Annotated in this window: 19 protein-coding genes; 9 read left to right on the top strand and 10 right to left on the bottom strand. The window is 71.4% G+C overall.

The window, feature by feature from the left end:
* Window positions 1-387 precede the first annotated feature (387 nt).
* Window positions 388-561, top strand: a complete 174-nt coding sequence (locus P8T65_RS05510) for a hypothetical protein (RefSeq protein WP_316724262.1) — start codon at window positions 388-390, stop codon at window positions 559-561.
* A gap of 49 nt (window positions 562-610) precedes the next feature.
* Window positions 611-1093, top strand: coding sequence for a GNAT family N-acetyltransferase (locus tag P8T65_RS05505; protein WP_316724260.1), 483 nt, complete (start codon window positions 611-613; stop codon window positions 1091-1093).
* A 55-nt stretch (window positions 1094-1148) separates the two neighbouring features.
* Here P8T65_RS05505 and P8T65_RS05500 read toward each other — a convergent pair whose 3' ends face one another.
* Entirely contained in the window at window positions 1149-2525 is a 1377-nt protein-coding gene (locus P8T65_RS05500) for an amidase (protein ID WP_316724259.1), read from the bottom strand.
* A gap of 147 nt (window positions 2526-2672) precedes the next feature.
* A complete protein-coding gene (locus tag P8T65_RS05495; protein ID WP_316724258.1) occupies window positions 2673-4097 on the bottom strand; it encodes a lipase maturation factor family protein in 1425 nt (474 codons plus the stop codon).
* Between the two features lie 88 nt (window positions 4098-4185).
* Between P8T65_RS05495 and P8T65_RS05490 the strand changes: the two genes are divergently transcribed.
* On the top strand, window positions 4186-6276 hold the full coding sequence (locus tag P8T65_RS05490) for a SpoIIE family protein phosphatase (protein ID WP_316724257.1): 2091 nt from the start codon (window positions 4186-4188) through the stop codon (window positions 6274-6276).
* Window positions 6277-6532: 256 nt separating this feature from the next.
* Window positions 6533-7402 (top strand): DNA-formamidopyrimidine glycosylase family protein, encoded by an 870-nt coding sequence (locus P8T65_RS05485; protein ID WP_316724256.1) that lies wholly within the window; start codon window positions 6533-6535, stop codon window positions 7400-7402.
* 84 nt (window positions 7403-7486) lie between these two features.
* On the opposite strand, the gene P8T65_RS05480 is transcribed toward P8T65_RS05485, so the two are convergent.
* The 4 genes from P8T65_RS05480 to P8T65_RS05465 all read right to left on the bottom strand — a co-directional run bounded on the left by P8T65_RS05480 (window position 7487) and on the right by P8T65_RS05465 (window position 10154).
* A complete protein-coding gene (locus P8T65_RS05480; protein ID WP_184902321.1) occupies window positions 7487-8146 on the bottom strand; it encodes a hypothetical protein in 660 nt (219 codons plus the stop codon).
* Window positions 8147-8350: 204 nt separating this feature from the next.
* On the bottom strand, window positions 8351-8863 hold the full coding sequence (locus P8T65_RS05475; RefSeq protein WP_316724255.1) for a hypothetical protein: 513 nt from the start codon (window positions 8861-8863) through the stop codon (window positions 8351-8353).
* A 155-nt stretch (window positions 8864-9018) separates the two neighbouring features.
* Complete coding sequence (locus P8T65_RS05470) at window positions 9019-9564, bottom strand: sigma-70 family RNA polymerase sigma factor (protein ID WP_230222548.1); 546 nt, start codon at window positions 9562-9564, stop codon at window positions 9019-9021.
* Between the two features lie 128 nt (window positions 9565-9692).
* Window positions 9693-10154, bottom strand: a complete 462-nt coding sequence (locus P8T65_RS05465; RefSeq protein WP_316724254.1) for a universal stress protein — start codon at window positions 10152-10154, stop codon at window positions 9693-9695.
* 146 nt (window positions 10155-10300) lie between these two features.
* Here P8T65_RS05465 and P8T65_RS05460 point away from each other — a divergent pair, with 146 nt between their 5' ends.
* Window positions 10301-11191, top strand: coding sequence for a polysaccharide deacetylase family protein (locus P8T65_RS05460; RefSeq protein ID WP_316724253.1), 891 nt, complete (start codon window positions 10301-10303; stop codon window positions 11189-11191).
* A gap of 57 nt (window positions 11192-11248) precedes the next feature.
* Here the strand turns inward: P8T65_RS05460 and P8T65_RS05455 are convergent, their stop codons facing one another.
* On the bottom strand, window positions 11249-11920 hold the full coding sequence (locus P8T65_RS05455) for a class F sortase (RefSeq protein ID WP_316724252.1): 672 nt from the start codon (window positions 11918-11920) through the stop codon (window positions 11249-11251).
* Window positions 11921-12265: 345 nt separating this feature from the next.
* On the opposite strand from P8T65_RS05455, the gene P8T65_RS05450 reads away from it, so the two are divergent.
* Entirely contained in the window at window positions 12266-12757 is a 492-nt protein-coding gene (locus P8T65_RS05450; protein ID WP_316724251.1) for a hypothetical protein, read from the top strand.
* Between the two features lie 122 nt (window positions 12758-12879).
* On the opposite strand, the gene P8T65_RS05445 is transcribed toward P8T65_RS05450, so the two are convergent.
* The 3 genes from P8T65_RS05445 to P8T65_RS05435 form a co-directional block, all read right to left on the bottom strand.
* Window positions 12880-13398, bottom strand: coding sequence for a hypothetical protein (locus tag P8T65_RS05445; RefSeq protein WP_316724250.1), 519 nt, complete (start codon window positions 13396-13398; stop codon window positions 12880-12882).
* 242 nt (window positions 13399-13640) lie between these two features.
* A complete protein-coding gene (locus tag P8T65_RS05440; RefSeq protein ID WP_316724249.1) occupies window positions 13641-14405 on the bottom strand; it encodes a hypothetical protein in 765 nt (254 codons plus the stop codon).
* A 16-nt stretch (window positions 14406-14421) separates the two neighbouring features.
* Window positions 14422-14550, bottom strand: coding sequence for a hypothetical protein (locus P8T65_RS05435; RefSeq protein ID WP_316724248.1), 129 nt, complete (start codon window positions 14548-14550; stop codon window positions 14422-14424).
* Between the two features lie 754 nt (window positions 14551-15304).
* On the opposite strand from P8T65_RS05435, the gene P8T65_RS05430 reads away from it, so the two are divergent.
* From P8T65_RS05430 to P8T65_RS05420, 3 genes are all read left to right on the top strand, one after another.
* Window positions 15305-16318: an SCO0930 family lipoprotein gene (locus P8T65_RS05430; RefSeq protein WP_230222564.1), complete on the top strand. Its 1014-nt coding sequence runs from the start codon at window positions 15305-15307 to the stop codon at window positions 16316-16318.
* Between the two features lie 258 nt (window positions 16319-16576).
* The gene (locus P8T65_RS05425; RefSeq protein WP_316724247.1) at window positions 16577-17389 is read left to right on the top strand and encodes an SAM-dependent methyltransferase; all 813 of its coding nucleotides are present in this window, start codon (window positions 16577-16579) and stop codon (window positions 17387-17389) included.
* Window positions 17386-19530 (top strand): EAL domain-containing protein, encoded by a 2145-nt coding sequence (locus P8T65_RS05420; RefSeq protein WP_316724246.1) that lies wholly within the window; start codon window positions 17386-17388, stop codon window positions 19528-19530. The genes P8T65_RS05425 and P8T65_RS05420 overlap by 4 nt, the downstream gene beginning before the upstream one ends.
* Window positions 19531-19659: the final 129 nt, after the last annotated feature.

The raw sequence follows: 19659 nt of genomic DNA, 5'->3' as shown, positions 1-19659 counted from the left end.
GCGATCCGATGGGTTGTCGGAACGGTGCGGGGGTCGAGTACTGAGCCGAACGAGTGATGAGAAACCGAACAAATGGGGCAACTTGCCCTAGGGTGGGGCTTGCTGGGCACTGAACGACTCAAGACAGTTACCTCGTGTTTTCAGCCCCATCGAGCGGCCACCCGCTCATTTGGTTACTCTGTACCGGACGGACAGCCTTATATGGGTCCCACCCGCACCCACGGTCCGTCCCGGGACAAGCCGGTCACCACGGCCTGCTCTCATCTCCAGGCAATCCGGCGCCACCGCGTCCGAACTGACAACGACTCAGACCCGGGCGGACGTCAGGCGCACAGCGGCAGGCTGGGCCGACGTCCCGAGGGTGACCCGACACATAAGGAGTGCGCGGTGACACCAGAGAAGACGAATCGCGAGCCACGCCCCGAGGAACACACCGAGGGCAGCGGCCGGTCGAAGAAGGAACTGGGCAGCCTGGACGTGTGGGCCAGGTCCGCCCCGATCCGGCTGGCGGGCTACGAGGACGACCTCGCCGAGCCCCACATCCTGCCCAGCGTGGACTGAGCGGGAGCATCGCGATCGCCGTCTGCATGGGCGTGCCAGACTCACGCCCATGCAGATCAGAGAAGCCACCGCCGACGACTGGCCCGGCATCTGGCCGTTCTGGCACCGCGTCGTCGCCGCGGGCGAGACCTACACCTGGGACCCGGACACCTCCGAGGAAGCCGCCCGCGCCCTGTGGATGGCCCCCGCCAAGCGCGTGTACGTCGCCGAGGACGAGACCGGAACGCCGGTCGGCTCCGCCTACCTCACCCCCAACTACGGTGGCCCCGCGGCCCATATCGCCAACGCGGGCTTCATCGTCGACCCCGACCACGGCGGCCGCGGTATCGGCCGCGCCCTCGCCGCACACGTCCTCGCCGCGGCCGCGGCCCAGGGCTTCCGGGGCATGGTGTTCAACGCCGTCGTCGAGACCAACCCCGCCGTACGGCTCTGGACCTCCCTCGGCTTCACCGTCCTCGCCACCGTCCCGGACGCCTTCGAGCACCCGAAGGACGGCCTGGTGGGACTGCACATCATGTACAAGGCGCTGTGACGAGACCGATCACGTCCCCCGGAAGGCGGTGTGACACGGCCGGTTCCGGGTGCCTCTACCGATCCGGCCGGTCGAGCGGTGCCGTCCGTGACCAGGGGTTGAGTTCCTCCAACCGGCCCGCCACCGACAGGAGTTCGAGTTCGCGGCCCGGGCGGCCCACCAACTGAACCGCGCACGGCGCCCCCGAGGGAAGCGTGCCGAACGGCACGGACATCGCGGGCCGACCCGTGAGGTTCCACGGCGGGGTCAGCGGTGCGTAGTTGGTGTTCACCAGCAGATTGCGCAGCCACCCCCGCTCGTGCCAGTTCGCGGCGCCGGGCCCCCGCCGGGCGAGCGCCGGGGTGAGGAGCACGTCGTGCTCGGCGAAGAACGGCTCCATGCGCCGGCGCAACTGCTCCCGGCGGTCGCCCGCGCGCACCCCCTTCAGGAAGCGCCGCCCCACGGCCGCGTGCACCCGCGTGCGCCGGGTGAGCAACCGCGGATCGAGGCCCTCCGCGTCCATCGCCGTCCCCGCGGTCCAGTGCGCCAGCGAGGTCGTGCCCAGCCAGAGAGGGTACGGCGGATCGGCCCGCCGCACCGTCAGCCCGGCCCCGGCGAGCAGCTCGGCGGCCCGGCGCGCGGCATCGGCGTACGCGCGCGTGACGGTCACGCCGACCAGGGGGCTACGCACGGACACTGCGATGCTCGGCGCGGGCGGCGCGGATCCGGACGGTGCGGATCCGGGCGGGTCCGTGGCGGCCGTGTCCGCCAGTATCCCGAACATCAGCCGGGCGTCCTCGACCGTCGTCGCCAGCGGCCCGTTCTCGGACATGCCGAACCAGTCGCCGTGCCCGATGTCCGCCGGGACGACACCGAAGCCCGGCTTGAGGCCGAGGACCCCGCAGTTCGCGGCCGGTATCCGCAGCGAGCCCATGCCGTCGTTGCCCAGGGCCAGCGGCACCAGCCCGGCGGCGACGGCGGCCGCACTGCCGCCCGAGGAGCCACCGGTGGTGCGCGCGGTGTCCCAGGGGTTGCGGGCGGTGCCGTGCACGCCGTCGGTGGTGCCGAAGACACACAGCTCGGGCACGTTCGTGAGCCCCACGACCACCGCGCCCGCCGCCCGCAGCCGGGCCACGGTCACATGGTCCTCCCCGGCCGGCGCCTCGGAGGTCGCTGCGGACCCGTTCCGGGTGGACTCGCCCCGCACGGCGAGGTTGTCCTTGATCGCCACCGGCACGCCCGCCAGGGGCAGTTCGGCCAGATCGGCCCGGTCGGCCACCTCGTCGGCCTCTGCCAGGGCCGCCTTGGCCCGGACCGTGCGGAACGCCCCGACCCGCCCGTCCAGGGCCTCGATCCGCGCCAGATGCTCCGCCACCACCTCACGCGGCGTGGTCCGCTTCTCCCGTACGGCGGCGGCTATCTCGACGGCGGTCCGGCCGACCCAGCTGGTCACGGGCGCTCCCTGGCGGTGTCGTGCGCGTCGGTTCGTACGCGACGGCGAGGCGTACTCGTGAGTAGTGATCGAGTACGCCCAGCACTGTGCCCTGTGGGGCGGCCCCGCGTCGAGAGGCCGCCGTGAAGAAGTCCGTGCCCGGCCCGGTCAGGGGTTGCGCGCGGGCGACGCGGCCAGCCGCGTCGGGGGCAGGAACTCCCGTACGTACGTCCGCTCCCAGCACGCTCCCGTCTCCCGCAGCTCACGCCAGGTCGTGTAGCGGTAGCGGAAGAGGCGGGCGCGGACGAAGCGCGGCGGGGCGTCGGCGGGGAAGGGGGAGCGGCGCAGCAGGCGGAGCGTGTCGCGGTCGTTCTCCAGAAGGCGTTCCACCAGGGCGCCGAACCAGGAGCCGGCGTACGCCGGGGAGAGTGCGGCGAACCACATCAGCCAGTCGAGCCGCAGATGGTACGGGGCGAATTGACGGGGCCAGCGCCGCGGATCACCCGGCTTGCCCCGGAACTCGTACTCCCGCCACTCGGAGTCCTCGCGCGGTACGTCGTCCGCCGTGCCCTCGACCACCACCTCGTACCGCACCCGGCTGACGCTGCCGAACGCCCCGTAGGTGTTGACCAGGTGCAACGGGTCGAAGGAGCGGTTCATGACCTGGCGGCGGGAGATCATGTTGCGGACCGGGTGGTAGCTGAGCCCGAGGATCAGCGCGGCGACGGCGAACACGATGACCGTGTACCAGAGGGGCGGGCCGGGGGTGTCCCGCGTGCCCGTGCCGAAATCGACGGCGGACAGGGCCAGCACGATGGTGATCCAGTTCAGCCAGGAGAAGTTGCCGGAGAGCACCAGCCACAGCTGTGTCGCGATCATCAGCGCGGCGGCGGCCGTCGCGATCGGCTGCGGGGTGAAGAGCAGGAACGGGACCACGAGCTGGGTGACGTGGTTGGCGGCCACCTCGACGCGGTGGAACGGCTTGGGGAGGTGGTGGAAGAACCAGCTGAGCGGGCCGGGCATCGGCTGGGTCTCGTGGTGGTGGTCGAGGCAGGTGAGCTTCCGCCAGCACTCGTCGCCGCGCATCTTGATCAGCCCGGCCCCGAACTCGACCCGGAAGAGCACCCAGCGCAGCAGGAACAGCACGACGACCGGCGGCGCCACCTCGTCGTTGCCGAGGAAGACGGCCAGGAAACCGACCTCCAGCAGCAGCGACTCCCAGCCGAAGGAGTACCAGGTCTGGCCGACGTTCACGATCGACAGGTACATCGCCCACGGCACGAACCACAGCACCATGCCCGCCCAGAGCGGCAGCAGCGAGTCCAGCCCGGCGACCAGCGCCACCGACACCGCGCAGCCCGTCCAGGCCCACGCCGCGAAGAAACGGTCCGAGTAGTGGCGGTGGAACACGCTCGGCGCATGCCGGAACGGCACCCGCTCGACGAAACGGGGTACCGGCAGCATGCCCCGCTCGCCGATCAGTGCGCGGAACTGCAGGGCCGCTCCCAGGAAGGCGACCACATAGATCACGGCCAGGGAGCGCTGGAAGAGCAGTCGGCTCAGCCAGAGGTCGGGTGCGGTGAACCAGTCCACGCCACCGACGATAGTGAGCGCGTCGAGGTCCGGTCCGATATCGATCCCTCCACTCGAATAATCAGGCAAATGCTGTCAAAGTGGCCCCATGGTTGATCGGGGAGCGAGCAACTCGGACGTCCCGGACGACTGGCTCTCCCACCCGGACCCCGTCCTGGCGCTCAACCTCATGGGCACCTTCGACTGGGACCTCGACGCCGGTGCGTTCCACATGGACGCCAAGGCCCACGAGATCTTCGACGTGCGCCCGGAGGAGTACGACGGCAGACCCGAGAGCCTTTCCGGGCGGGTGCCCCCGATGGAGGGTTACAGACTCGACGCCATGGTCTCGCAGGCCCTCAAGGACGGCAGCGAGAACTACGGCGCCTACTTCCGCATCCGGCTGCGCGACGGAACCCTGCGCTGGACGCACACCCAGGGCTACATCCGCCGCGACGCCACGGGGCGCCCGTACCGGGTCATCGGCATCGTGCGCGACGCCACCCGCGAACTGGACGAGATCAGCTCCCGCACCGAGCAGGCCGCCCTCGACGAGGTCCGCCGCAGACAGGCCAACGTCGTCCAGGTCGTCACGGCCGCCCTGGCCCACGCGCGGACCGTGCAGGACGTGATCGACGTCCTGGAGGACACCGACGGACTCACCCACCTCGGCGCGACCAGCCTCGTCATGGGCCTGGTGGAGGCCGGACGCGTCCGGATGGTCGCCGCCGGCCCCGAGGACAGCTATGTGCCGGGCACCCGGATCACCCGCCTCGACGTGAAGTACCCGATGAACGAGGTCGTACGGCACCTCGCCCCGCACTTCATCGAGTCACCGGAGGAGTTCGCCGAGTCCTATCCGCTGTTGTGGCCGCACATCACCGACCTCAAGATCACCTCGGCCGCCTATCTGCCGCTGATCGTGCAGGCCCGCCCCATCGGGGCCATGGGACTGCTCTACAACGACCGGCGCGGCTTCACCTCCGAGGAACGCGACATCCTCATCGCGCTCGGCAGCAGCATCGCCCAGAGCCTCCAGCGGGCCATGTTCTACGAGCAGGAGAAGGACCTCGCCGAGGGGCTCCAGCAGGCCATGCTGCCCCGGTCCATCCCCAGCGTCCCGGGCGCCGACATCGCCGTCCGCTACCGCGCCGCGTCCTTCGGGGGCTCGCTCGGCCGGGACATCGGCGGCGACTGGTACGACCTGATCCCCCTGCCGGGCGGGCGCGTCGGCGCGGTCATCGGTGACGTCCAGGGGCACGACACGCACGCGGCGGCCGTCATGGGGCAGCTGCGCATCGTCCTGAAGGCCTACGCCACCGAGGGCCACACCCCGGCCACCGTGATGGCCCGCGCCTCCGCCTTCCTCCACGAACTCGACACCGACCGCTTCGCGACCTGTCTGTACGCGGAGGCCGACCTGTCCACCGGGGTGGTCCAGGCCGTCCGGGCAGGCCACATCGACCCGCTGATGCGGCACACCGACGGCTCCTGCCACCGGGTCACCGTGGAAGGAGGGCTGCCGCTCGGGCTGTCCGCCGAGTTCGGCGGCCTGGAGTACCCCGTCACCACCCTCGAGATGTTCCCCGGACAGACGCTGCTGCTCTGCACCGACGGCCTCATCGAACAGCCCGGCGCCGACCTCGACGACGGCATGCGGACGCTGAGGACGCTGATCGCCACCGGCCCCGACGACGTCGACGATCTCGCGGACCGGCTGATCGACGTGGCGGAGGAACGGGGCGGCGACGACGACGTGGCCCTCCTGCTGCTGCGCCGTCGCAGCCGCACCGCGGAGCCCGGCGGGCGGCTCCAGCAGCATGTCGCGCCGGGCGACCCGGAGGCGCTCACCGAGGCGCGGCACATGATCGGCGCGGCGGTCCGCACGTGGGGCGCGCGGGATCGGGCCGACGAGATCGAACTCGTCGCCGACGAGCTGATCACCAACGCGCTCATGCACACGGAGGGCTCCGCGATCGTGACGCTGCGGGCCCTAGCGGGATCCGAACGGCGGTTGCGGGTGGAGGTCGAGGACTCCTCCAGCGCGCTGCCGCGGCGGAGGGAGGCGGGGGAGGCGGGGGTGTCGGGGAGGGGGTTGCTGTTGGTGGACCGCTTGACGGATGTATGGGGGGTGGAGGCGCGGGGTGGGGGCAAGTGCGTGTGGTGCGAGTTCGTGCTGCCGGGCGCGGGCGCCTCATAGCTCGGGGGTGCCTGTTTCGTTGGCGGGTGCGGCTCAGGTGGGGCTTCTCGCGCAGTTCCCCGCGCCCCTGAAAGACCAGGCCCCCGGGGCATTGAAGGCAACCGGCGGCGGGCATGAAGAGCACGGGGCGCAGCCCCTGCTTTTCAGAGGCGCAGGGAACTGCGCGAGAAGCCCCACCGGGCCGGCGGCCGTCCACGCGTCCCCACCCGCCCCCACCCCACCCGCACCCGGCGGAGCCGCATGGCACTCTGGACGTATGCCTGAATTGCCCGAGGTGGAGGCTCTCCGGGACTTCCTGGTCGGCAAGATCGTCGGTCATGAGGTCGTCCGCGTGCTGCCCGTGGCCATCAGCGTGCTGAAGACGTACGACCCACCCTTGAGCGCCTTCGAGGGCCGGGAGGTCACCGGCGTACGCAGGCGCGGGAAGTTCCTCGACCTCGCGGCGGACGACGGCGAGCTGCACCTCGTCACGCATCTGGCGCGGGCCGGCTGGCTCCAGTGGAAGGACCGGCTGCCGGACGGACCGCCGAGACCCGGAGGCAGGAGCCCGCTCGCGATGCGGGTCGCCCTGGAGACCGGCGAGGGCTTCGACCTCACCGAGGCCGGGACGCAGAAGCGGCTCGCGGTCCACCTCGTACGGGACCCGGCGGAGGTGCCGGGCATCGCCCGGCTCGGCCCGGACCCGCTCGCCGACGATTTCGACGTGACCCGCTTCGCCGGGCTGCTCGCGGGGGAGCGGCGGCAGATCAAGGGCGCGCTGCGGGACCAGAGCCTGATCGCGGGCATCGGGAACGCGTACAGCGACGAGATCCTGCACGCCGCGAAGATGTCGCCCTTCAAGCTGGCCTCGTCGCTCAGGCCGGAGGAGGTCCGCCACCTCCACGAGGCGCTGCGCGTCACGCTCACCGAGGCCGTCGAGCGCTCCCGGGGGCTGGCGGCCGGAAGGCTGAAGGCGGAGAAGAAGAGCGGGCTCCGGGTCCACGGCCGTACGGGGGAGCCGTGCCCAGTGTGCGGTGACACGGTCCGGGAGGTCTCCTTCAGCGACTCCTCGCTGCAGTACTGCCCGACCTGTCAGACGGGAGGCAAGCCCCTCGCCGACCGACGGTTGTCCCGGTTGCTCAAGTAGTCCTGATCGACCGCTCGAACAGCCCGGAACCGGCGTCGGTCATGATCCGCAACCATTGAAGGTACGGACCAATGCGGGCCTGGTTCAGCGCCAGGCCGGGGCCTCGATCGTCACCAGGAGTTCGCCGTCCTGGCTGCGCACCTCGAAGTGGCTGATGTCCTCGCGCTGCATGGCGGTTCCCCCTACCATCTCGGAGGCCTTGTCGGCGCCCTCGGGGGACTTCCAGTTCGCGGCCGTCTCCTCGGAGCCGTCCTTGCCGATCACCACGAGGCGGCAGGCGTGGACGCCCTCGGCCTCCTTGACCTTCAGCTCGATGTCACTGCCCCAGAGCCGTTCCTCGGCCTTGACCTCGGCCCAGACGCCCGTCTTGGAGTCGGTGGCGGCGACGGTGTCCGGAGCCTCGCCCGGACCTGCGAGAACGGCCACGGCGGGGCCGCCGACGGCGATGACCACGGAGGCCGCGAGGGCGAACAGCCAGCGCCGGCGCTTCGCCCGGTGGCGGGCGGCCACCTCGTCCAGCAGCCGTCCGAGCATCCGGGGGCCGGGCGCCGCGAACGGGTGTACGGAGCGCGGGGTCGCGTTGCGGTACAGCATCAGCTGCCGGGCAGCCGGACGGAACTCGGTGACCTGTAGCGCGCACTGCGGGCAGCCGCGGACATGGTCCTCGAAGTGGAACGAATCCACCTCGTCCAGCACGCCCAGCGCGTACGCGCCGACGTCGTGATGACGATCCTGGGACCACATGGCGATTCCTCGGGCCGGTGTGCGGTGGGGGTTGCTTCCTGCCCCCACCGGTACGGACCAGACCGGCGAATCACTCAAGCCTCACGACAATGCCAACCAAAAGATTCGGAGCCGTCCGCGGGGCGGATTGGTCCCGGACGGAAAAAGTTGGTCGGGCAAGGCCGGGACAGGTGGCGGTCGACACCCGGCCCCGGGGTACGCCGGCTAGAAGAGGTGGATCGCCAGGTGCCCCAGCGGCAGACCGAGCCGCCAGGCCGGCGTCCAGACCTTCGGGCCGTCGTCCTCTCCCAGCACCGCGCCGCCGGGCACCGCGTCCAGGTCGGGTGCGAGCAGCTCGGTCTCCTCCAGCCAGCGCCACGCGGCGGCCGCCAGCTCCAGATCCGGGGACGGGCCGCCCGACTCCAGCGCCTCGGCGGTGAAGTCCGCCATGCGCTCGCACACCCAGTCCTGCCACGGCTGGTCGTACGCCGTCAGCGACATCCAGGTCTCCAGCTGTGTGACGACCCGGATGCCGGAGAGCTCACCGCCCGCGTCCGAGAGGAAGATGGTCAGCGCCAGGGCGTCCCGCCCCGCACGGAACTCGAAGGACGTCGGCGGCATCAGGTCGCCCGTCCGCAGCAGTTCCTCCGCGATGTACTCGGCGTAGAACCACGCCATCGGGACGGCCAGTTCGCCGCCGCCGGCGCCGTCCGTGCTCTCGTGCCCTCTGTGCAGCATCCCTTCCTGCCTTCCTCCGGTGCGTGCGCGTCGCCCGACCCCGGGCCTGGAGACCAGGCCCCGGCCCCCATCCGGAACACGGATAGAAGACAGCTGATTGCTCAACAGGGGTCCTCAGCAAGGCGCTTTACGGAGGTTTGACTCGGCCATGGGTTTCACTGCAGGTCGGCCGCGTATCCCGGAAGCACCCGGCGTAGGGCGCGCAGTGCGTAGTACGCGCGAGACTTCACCGTACCGGGCGGGATCCCGAGGGCTTCGGCGGCTTCCGCCACACTCGCCCCCTGGAAGTACACCTGCACCAGTACTTCGCGGTGCTCGGGAGTGAGTGTCTTCACAGCTTCCCGTACATCGAGCGTCGCCACCGACCGATCGGCGTGATCGGTCATCACTCGGGCGTTCTCCAGCACCGCGTCCCCCACCTCCGCGGGGCGCGCCTGCCGGGCCCGCCGCGCGTCTATGGCGAGTCGCCGCCCGACGGTGAGCAGCCAGGGGCGTACGGAGTCGAAGTCGTCTGCGCGCAGCGCCTCGGGGTGTTGCCAGGCGCGCACGAAAGTCTCCTGCACCAGGTCCTCGGCGCGATGGCGGTCCCCGTCGGAGAGCCGCAGCAGCAGGGCGAAGAGGGGGCGGCCGTGTTCGCGCTGGAGCTCGGCCAGCTCGTGTTCGGCGGTCGTCCCGTTGGTGATCGTGGTTCCGGCCGTCATGGCCGTATGGGAACGCGGGGCGCTGCGCGGGGACAGAGGCCGGTCACGGATGTGCGGCGGGCGGTCGAACCTGTCGACGAACGGTGCGACGAACGGTCGGCGGACCCGGACCACCACCACCGGCGAACCTACGGCACCACCGTCACCGGCCAGCGGCCCGCCTTCACCAGGCGCAGGGCGACCGAGCCGACGATGCGGTGACCGGCCTGCTGGGAGGCGCCCACCACGACCGTGTCCGCCTTCAGCTGATCCGCCGCCGTCACCAGACCGCTGTACGGGTCGCCCCGGAAGGTGTGGAACTCCCAGCGCACCTCGAAGACGCCCTTCACCTGCTCGGCGGCCTCCCGGATCTCCGCCACCAGCTGCTCGGCGATCTCCTCGGTCGTCCCCGCCACCGGCATCCCGAGCGCCGCGCTCGTCGCCAGCAGCGGCTGTACGTACACGATGGCGAGCAGCGCGTGCTGGCGGCGGGCGAGACCGGCGGCGTAGGACACCGCGCGCAGGGACGTGTCGGAACCGTCCAGTCCGACGAGGACGACCTTGGGGCCGTCGGTGCCGCGTTCGAACCGGTGTGCTTGCTGATCGGTCACGCTCGCGAGGCTATCCGAGCACCCGGCCCCCGGCGTGCGCCGGGCGGTCGTCAGGGGCGCGGAAAACTGCTCTCATCGTGTGATTCCATGCCGCCACCCCGGTGTCGTGGTGGTGCGCCGCCCTCGCCTTGGTCGACTGATGAGTCATGACGAAGGATCAGACGCTCACAGGGCGCCGCCTGTTCACGCGCCGCCTGTTCACGCGCCGCCACCTGCTGACCGGTACGGCCGCCCTGCTGGGCGCCGCCGGCACAGCGGGCACCGCCGCCCTGCTCGTCGGCGACGGGGCCCCCGGCCCGGCACCGGCCAGAGCCCTCGCCCCGGCCGCCGGTCCGCCGGGTCGGCCCGCGCTCCGACCCTCCGCGTACCGTCTGGAGCCCATCGCCGGGTACGGCCCGCGCACCCGCCGTCGCACCCTCGTCCGGGCCGGAGTACGGCGCGAACCGTATCTGCGGGTGGACGGACGCGGCCGGAGCATGGTGCTGACCTTCGACGACGGCCCCGACCCACGCTTCACCCCGGACATCCTGCGCATCCTGCGCCGGCACGACGTCCGGGCGATGTTCTTCGTCTGCGGGGAGATGGCGGTCCAGCACCAGGATCTGCTGCGCGAGATGGCCGACGACGGCCATGCGGTCGGCAACCACACCTGGTCCCACCCGCTGCTCACCACCCTCCCCCGCTCCAGGGTCCACACGGAGATGGCCCGCACCAGCGAGATCATCGAGAAGGCTTACGGCGAACCGCCGCTGTGGTTCCGTGCGCCCTACGGTGCCTGGAACCGGGCCGCGTTCCGGTTCGGCGCGGAGCTCGGCATGGAGCCGCTCGGCTGGACCGTGGACACCCTGGACTGGCGCAGGCCGGGCGCGCACTCCATCGCCGAGCGCGTGGCGGACGGCGCGGGCCCCGGGGTCGTCGTGCTCTCCCACGACGCGGGCGGCGACCGCTCGCAGAGCGTGGCGGCCCTGCGCGACTATCTGCCCGAGCTGCTGGACTCCGGTTACCGCATCACCGTGCCGCAGCGGCAGTACGTATGAGGCCCCGATCGAGGCCCCGATGACGGTCGTGGGCGTTCGCCCGCCGGCCGGGAGCGCTCAGCGCACCTCGACCAGGCGGGCGAACACGACGACGTTCCCGTCGTAACCGTTCTGCTTGGAGAAGCCGCCCCCGCAGGTGATGACCCGCAGTTCGGGAATCCCGCTGTTGCCGTAGACCCGGTCGCCCGGGAAGTTGTTCTTGGCGAAGACCTCGACGCCGTAGGTCTCGAACACGGCGACCCTGCTGTCCGCGCGCCGGATCTCCACCTTGGCGCCCTTCTTCAGCGCCCCGAGCCCGTAGAACACGGCGGGGCCCTGATCGTTGTCGACATGGCCGACGACGACGGCCGTGCCCTTCTCCCCGGGGGAGACCGCGCCGGTGAACCAGCCCGCGAGGTTCGGGTCCCGGGCCGGGGGCGCGTCCACCCAGCCCTGCGCGTCCAGTCCGACGGCCACCGCCGGCGCGTCGACCCGGATCGACGGGATCCGCACCCGGTCGACCATGGCGTACGGCAGCGGGTCCGGGGCGTGCGCGAAGGTGCCGTGCGGGGTGCCGCCGCTGTCGGCGGCCGCCGCCGACGCCGGCTGCGGCGGACCCACGTCGAACTCGCCCGAGCCATTGCGAATGAGAGCGAGACCGGTGAGCAGGACAAGCGCTATCACGCCCCATGGAGCACGCTTCTTCCGCCGCTCCTCCCACTCGGCCTCGGCCGGTGCCGACGAAGACATTCGCCATCCCCTCTCGACACGGCCGTCGCCGTGTGCGTCGCACGTACGAAAACGCTAAGCGCGCCGCAACGCGACGGCGACGGGGGCGGGTACGAACGGGTGGTGGCACGGCGGAGCCCTGCGCCATCCGAGTACGCCGCCGGGAGGATTTTTCTGACGGTCCGTGACCTGCGGTGATATCCGATCGTCCGGAGATATGCCCGGCGTGTCCCCTCACCGGGACTCACCAGGACGGACCAGCCCCGAAATGCGGCCCCGCGCACGGCAACTGAGGGTCTATCCGGGAGACGCTTTCTCGCCGATCGACCGGGGACGGGACCCGGGGCGTCTTCCGCGGAGGATCACATGCGTACTACTCGTGTCCTGGCGGCCTCGGCCGCCGCGGCCGCCCTGGTCGGTGTCGCCGCGCCGACGGCCGCCGCCTGGGACCAACCGAGCTCGGTCACGGCCGCCCCCAACGTCATCGCCCGCGGCGGGCCGCTCGTCCTCACCGTCAAGGGCGGTGACGCGTGCGCGACCGCCGGCAGCACGATCAGCTCGAACGCCTTCCCGACGACCAACCTCGCCTCCATGGGCGGTACGACCGCCACGGCCACGGTGCGGGTCAACTCCGACGCCACTCCCGGCTCGTACAGCGTCACCACCCACTGCGAGGGCGAGCGCAAGACGTTCACCGGTGTGTTCACCGTCCTCGGCGGTGTCCGCGGCGGGCTCGGCGGCGGCAGCTCCACCGGGGCCACGACCACCGACATCGCGATCGGCGGCGGACTGGTGACGGCGGCGGTCGTCGGCGGGGGCGTCTTCTGGATGCGGCGCCGCTCCGAGAACAAGGCCTGAGCCCGCCGAGCTCCGAGAACAGGGCCTGAGCCGAACGGCAGGCCCCGCCGCACAGCCCTACGCCCCGGAACCCGTAACGGTCCGGGGTGAAGGGCTGTCGGGGGTGTCGCGCCGAGCGGCGGTCAGGAGTGGCCGTCGCCCTCGGGGCGGCGGCGCGACCAGTGCCAGGCCGCTCCCATCGTGCCCGCGACGAGCGCGGCGCCGAGACCGATCTCCGAGAGGTCGAAGCCCGCGACGGTGCCGCCGGCCCCGGCATGGGAGCCCCGGGTGGGGTGGTGCGTGGGGTGATGGGTCGGACGGTTGCCGACGATGGTGAGATCCGTCCGGCCGCTCTCGTCGCCGCACTGGAACGTCACCTCGTACACGGTCCCGGGCCGGGCGTCCCGATCGACGGTCGCCGTCGCCGAGGAATGGCCCCTGGGGATCATGACGGCGTCGAAGACGCCCGAGGAGACGGTCGTCCGGTGGCGGCAGCCGTCCACGCGCAGGATCACCTGCCCGCCGGGGGCGACGGCCGAGGGCGTCACACTGAAGCCGAACGACGTGAGGTCACTGACCCGTGCCGCGTGCGCGGCGGGAGCGGAGAGGGAGAGGGCGGTCACGCCCAGCAGAGCGGCCGAAGCGACGCGTATCGCGCGCATGGTGGAGCCTCCGGGTCCCCGAGGAGCCTGCTGCGGACCGTTTCCGCCTGCGCCTGAAATGCACCTCGATGACGGAAACGCTAAGAAGGCGCGCCCGGTGGCGCGATCGCAGTCGCGCGAATGGGGCACGGGTGTGCTCCGCCCAGGGGACCCGCACGCGTACGGCCGGGGGACGGGCGCAGCGCGGCCCCCGGCCCCCGGCCGTGGACCGGGCCCCTCGGTGGATCGGGCCTGAGGGACCGTCACCCGCCCGCGTTGGGGAACAGGGCCAGGAACGGGTCCGCCGTGGCCGACAGCCCCCGGCTGTAGGGCGCGTCGAAGTCCCAGACCAGGAACAGCAGGAACGCGATGAGGGCGGAGAACAACCCGGCGAGGATCAGTTCGCGCGGCGTGCGCCGGATCTGCAGGGCGAACACCATGCCGACCGTCACGACGGCGCCGATGATCAGGCCGAACCACACCACGCCCGGCATCGTCTCGCCGGTGGAGTCCGCGCGGCTGCCGCGCGCGGCGTCGGCCGTGGCGACCTGGTCCAGCAGGGGCTGGTAGGCCTGCGCCTCGAAGTCGCTGCGGGGCTCGTAGTCGGTGACCTCGTGGCGCACGGTGTCGAACAACTCGGTACCGCGCTCGGTCACCTCGCCCTTCTCGGCCATGACCTTCCACTCCGTGGTCACCACGTGGTCGACGTAGGCGTCGATGTCCGCGCGGATCCGGTCGCGCACGTCCGCCGGGTACACCCGCACCCGTTCACTGATCTCGTGCAGGGCCTGCGCCTCCGTCTGTACCTGGTCCTGGGCCGCGCTGCGGGCCTCCCAGACACCGGCGATCGCCAGACCCAGCACGATGGCGTACACCACGCCGATCATCATGGTGATGTACTCGATGACGTCCGGGGTCTCGGACGGGTCCTCGTCCGCGGGTGCGGCGTGATGCCGTACTACGGCCACGATGAGGACGACCAGACAGGCCACCCCCATCGCGAGGGTGAGAACAAGCCATTCCGACAAGAGGTTCCTCCAGGAATCAGCGCGGACGCAGGGCGGCGGCGGCGAACACCGCGGGCACGGTGACGAGCAGGGCGAGCGAGACGAGCGACGGGCCGGAGGGCTTGGCGCGCGCGTGGGACGGGGGCTGGTACGGCGGGTAGCTCACCGGGGTCGGCGACACCTTCGGGCGGGGGCTCGGCGTGGGTTTCGGCTTCGGCGGGGGAGTGGGGGCGGGGATCGGGCGGGGCGCCTCCCTCACGGGCGGCGGTGGCGGTGGCGGCGGCGGTGCGGGCCTCGGAGGCGCTGGCGGTGTCGGTCTCGGGGCGGGCGGGGGGTCCGGAGCGGGCTCCGGGGTCGGGGTGGGCGGCTTCGGCCGCGGCGGAGGCGTCGGGGTGGGCGTCGGCTCCGGCGGACACGACGGAGTCGGCGTGGGCGGCGTGGGGGTGGGCGTGGGGGTCGGCTCGCAGGAGCCGGTGTTCCCGATCGCCACGGCGACCCGGCCTCCGCCGTCCGGGCCGACGATGCCGTACGCGCAGGCGTCGGCGACCGCGGTGCCGCTCGGAGTTCCGGTGAGGAGCCAGGTCAGTGCGAGCAGGGCCGACAGCCGTAGGGCGAGAGCGGATCGGGTCCGCTGGGGTCCTTGCACGTCGGAGATCATCCGTGCTCGCGCTCCCGCGTACGCGGGAGCACGGAGTGATTGCTCCAAAGGAGCGAAAAACGGGCCCCGAATGTTTGAGTGCGGACGCCCGGTGCTGACGCCTCTTTCGATACCGCCGCAGGCCGCGCCGCGGAACCGCGCCACAGACTTCGGAAAGAAATTCGTGCCACGTTGAACACAGGAGCCACTCCCACCCGTACCTAGGACCAGCAAGCGGCGCAGTAGGGCGCTGCGACACCCACCGGATACACGGGGAGTTGGAATGAAGACCTCCTGGCGGAGCGCCTCACTCGTAGCGACAGCTGCGGCTGTGCTGGTGCTGACGACGGCGTGCGGTCAGGAACAGGGGTCGACGTCCTCGCAGAACGTGGGCGCCGCCTCGACCCCGACGCTGGGTGCCGGCGCCATCGCGGGCACCGGTACCGGAACGGCCGGCGCCGGCGCGGCCGGTTCCGGTACGTCGAACCAGGCCCAGTCCACCACGGCGGCCTCCGCGGGCCAGTTGACCGTGTGGAACAGCGACGAGTACGGCAAGGTCCTCACGGACAGCGCCGGTCGCACCCTGTACCGATTCGACAAGGACTCCTTCGAGCCGCCGAAGACGACCTGTGAGGGCGAGTGCGCCACCACCTGGCCGCCGGTGCCCGCCGCGGGCGCCACCGCCGCCCAGGGTGTCGACAAGGCCCTGCTCGGCGAGGTCAGCCGTCCCGACGGCACCAAGCAGCTGACGGTGGGCGGCTGGCCCATGTACTACTTCGCCAAGGACACCAAGGCCGGTGACATCAAGGGCCAGGGTCTGAAGGGCACTTGGTTCGCGTCCGCTCCCAACGGCAAGAAGGCCTCCACCAAGGGCGGCGGAGCGGCCACCGGCGGCACGGGTGGCGAGGCCGTCGAGCAGGTCGGCCTGTCCACCCGTAAGGACGCCAAGCTCGGCGAGATCGTCGTCGACAAGAACGGCATGACGGTCTACCGGTTCATGAAGGACACCCAGTGGCCGATGTCGACCAAGTGCGTGGGCGACTGCCTCGACAAGTGGCCCGTGGTCGCGCCGGTCGACGCGAAGAACACCAAGGGGATCAACCTGCAGGGGTCCACCGCCAACCGAGGCTATGTCGTCTTCGACCGCCCCGACGGCATCAAGCAGCAGACCATCGACTGCATCCCGCTCTACACCTTCGCGAACGACAAGGCCCCCGGCGACACCAACGGCCAGGGCGTCGGCGGCACCTGGTTCGCGATCAACGGTGACGGCGAGCCGATCGGCGCCGACAAGTAGGCCGCGCCTTCCCCACGCACCGCACCAGCGCGGCCGATCCAGGTCCGCCCCCTCCGTACCGCACCGGAGGGGGCGGACCGCTTGGCATGCCCGGGTTCGAACAGGCATGGTCGGGGCGGTGGTTGGGCATGTGGCACCGGCAGCGGTTTTGAACGGACGGTCAATTTCCGTTTTCGCTCGCTCCTTCGGCGGACGATCAGTAGCCTCAGCTCGAACACCGGATCGCCTTCGCCACCCCCGACGCGTTGGAGAACACTGATGGAGCGTCCCGCCTGGGCGCCGCGGAGCATCGACATCTCGATGCCGTCCGTGGCCCGCATGTACGACTACTACCTGGGCGGTTCGCACAACTTCGAGGTCGACCGCGAGGCGGCCCGCCGGGCCATGGAGTTCGTGCCCGGCCTGCCCAAGATCATGCAGGCGAACCGCGCCTTCATGCGCCGTGCCGTCCGGTACGCGGTCGACCAGGGCGTCACCCAGTTCCTGGACATCGGATCCGGGATACCCACCTTCGGAAACGTGCACGAGGTCGCCCAGGAGGCCAGCCCCGGCGCACGGGTCGTGTACGTCGACCACGACCCCGTCGCCGTAGCACACAGCCAGGCCGTTCTCGAGGGGAACGACGACACGGATGTGGTCGCGGCCGATCTCCGCAAGCCCCGCGACATCCTCGAGAGCCCCCGCGTCCGGCGACTGATCGACCTGAACCGGCCGGTCGCGCTGCTTCTGGTTGCCATACTGCACTTCGTGGAGGACAAGGACGACCCGTACGCAGCGGTGGCGGAGCTGCGTGACGCACTCGCGCCGGGCAGTCTGCTCGTCGTCTCGCACGCCTGCCGCGAGGGAATCCCGCTGCCCGAGGAGCGGGCGGCGGGCGTGGTGGACGTGTACAGGAACATTCGCAATCCGCTGACCATGCGCTCGTCCGACCAGGTCGCGCGGTTCTTCGAGGGGTACGACATGGTGGAACCCGGGGTGGTGCCGATGGCGAAGTGGCGGCCCGACACGGCTTCCGAGGACGACGATCCGTATGCCTATGCCCAGTTCGCCGGCGTGGGGACCAAGGCGTGAGGGCGGAGCCGGACGGGCCGGAGGACAGACTCCGCAGGTTCGCGACGATCTGGAGCCGGGCGGTCTACCCCGCCACCTCCACCTCGCTGACCCGGCCCGAGTTCGAGGAACAACTCCTGCCGCTGGCCCGCAGACTCAGCGAGGCACTGCGGGCCAGGACGTACGACGCCGAGGAGGGCAGGGCCGTCGGCGCCGCTCTCGTGGCGGCGCACTGCACCGAACCCGAGGCGCTCAGCCAGACCCTGGACTGCGTCGAGGCCTATCTGGTGCTCTACTGCGGCGGCGACGGCCCCCAGGAGGACCTGCGGGCGCGCGCCGCGCGGCTGCAGTCGGCGATGGCCGCCGGATACGCCGAGGCCCTGCGGCAGCGCACCCTCGCCGAGCAGGAGGCGATCGCCCGCGCCGCGCTGGAGGCCCAGGGCGCGGTCGCCCGCGCGCTGCACGCCACGGAGGCCCGCTTCCGCGCGGTCTTCGAGGGCGCCGCCATAGGCATCGGCATCGCCGATCTCGACGGCAACGTCCTCCAGGTCAACGGCGCGCTGCTGCGCATGTTCGGCATCACCGAGCAGACGATGCGCGGGCGGCCGGTCCCCGACTGGAGACACCCCGACGACGCGCCCCAGGTGTGGCGGCTCTACGACGAGCTGGTCCGTGGCGAGCGCGAGCACTACCACACCGAGAAGGCGTTCTCCCGCCCCGACGGAACGGTCCTGTGGACCAACCTCACCGTCTCCCTGCTGCGGGACGCGGACGGCCGGCCCCAGTACCAGCTGGCTCTCATGGAGGACACCACCGAGCGCCGGCTGCTCAATCTGCGCCTGCGCTACGAGGCCACCCACGACGCGCTCACCGGACTGCCCAACCGCACCCTGTTCTTCGAGCGGCTGGAGAAGGCCCTCGCGGCGGCCGACGGCCAGCGCTTCGGCCTCTGCTACCTCGATCTGGACGGCTTCAAGGCCATCAACGACAGCCTGGGGCACGCGGCCGGCGACCGGCTGCTCGTGGAGGTCGCCGACCGGCTGCAGTCCTGCGCGACCGCGCCCGGTGAGATGGTCGCCCGGCTCGGCGGCGACGAGTTCGTGGCGCTGACCACCGGCACCGACACCGAACGCGAGGTCGACGAACTCGCCGACCGCATCATGAACGCGCTGGTCACCCCCGTCCGCATCGACGGCCGGGAACTGCTTGTCCGCGGCAGCATCGGCATCGTCGAGGGCCCGGCGGGGGAGCGCGGCCCGGCGGAGGTGCTGCGCAGCGCCGACATCACGATGTACCGTGCCAAGTCGGCGGGCGGCAACCGCTACGAGATGGCCGACGCGGAGGCCGACGCCCGTGCCATCACCCGGCACGGACTCACCACCGCACTGCCCGCCGCCCTGGACCGGGGCGAGTTCTTCATCGAGTACCAGCCGCTGGTCCACCTCGGCGACGGGACCGTGCGCGGTGCCGAGGCCCTGGTCCGCTGGCTGCATCCGCAGCACGGTGTGCTGGGACCCGACCGGTTCATCCCGCTCGCCGAGCGCACCGGACTGATCGTGCCGCTCGGCCGCTGGGTCCTGGAGCAGTCGGTGCGCCAGGCCCGGGAGTGGCAGGAGCGACAGGGCGGCACCGCGGCCGCGGGGCCGCTGCGGGTCAACGTCAATCTGTCGCCGTGCCAGTTGACCCACCCGGGGCTGGTCCAGGACACCGTCGACATCCTGGAGCGCGCGGGCCTCGAACCCGACGCCCTCTGCCTGGAGGTCACCGAGTCCGCTCTGATCGGTGCCGACGACGACCTGCTCAAACCCCTGCGCAGGCTCTCGGAGATGGGCGTCGACATCGCCCTCGACGACTTCGGCACCGGCTACTCCAACCTCGCCAATCTGCGCCGACTGCCGGTCCGCGTCCTGAAGTTGGACCGGTCGTTCACCCAGAGCATGCAGCAGTTCCCGGCCGACCCCGTCGACCTGAAGATCGTCGAGGGGATCGTCTCCCTCGCCCACAGCCTCGACCTCGCGGTCACCGTCGAGGGCGTCGAAACCGGCGCCCAGGCCGAGCAGTTGCGGATACTCGGCTGCGACACCGCCCAGGGCTGGTACTACGCCCGCCCGGGCCCACCGGACCGCCTCCACGAACTGGCGTTGGTGGACGCGACGGGATAGGGGGCCTTCTCGACCGCCGGGCTTCTTCGGGGGCGCGCGCAGCGCGCCCTCAAGGGGCGCGGGGAACTGCGCGACCAGCCACAGCGCACCCGCAGACCCGAACGGCGCGCACCACCCACGACGAGACCG

The sequence above is a fragment of the Streptomyces sp. 11x1 genome (assembly GCF_032598905.1).
GTDB lineage: Bacteria > Actinomycetota > Actinomycetes > Streptomycetales > Streptomycetaceae > Streptomyces.
Note: the sequence above shows the minus strand (reverse complement) of the source record. Positions and strands in the feature narration are given on the sequence as shown.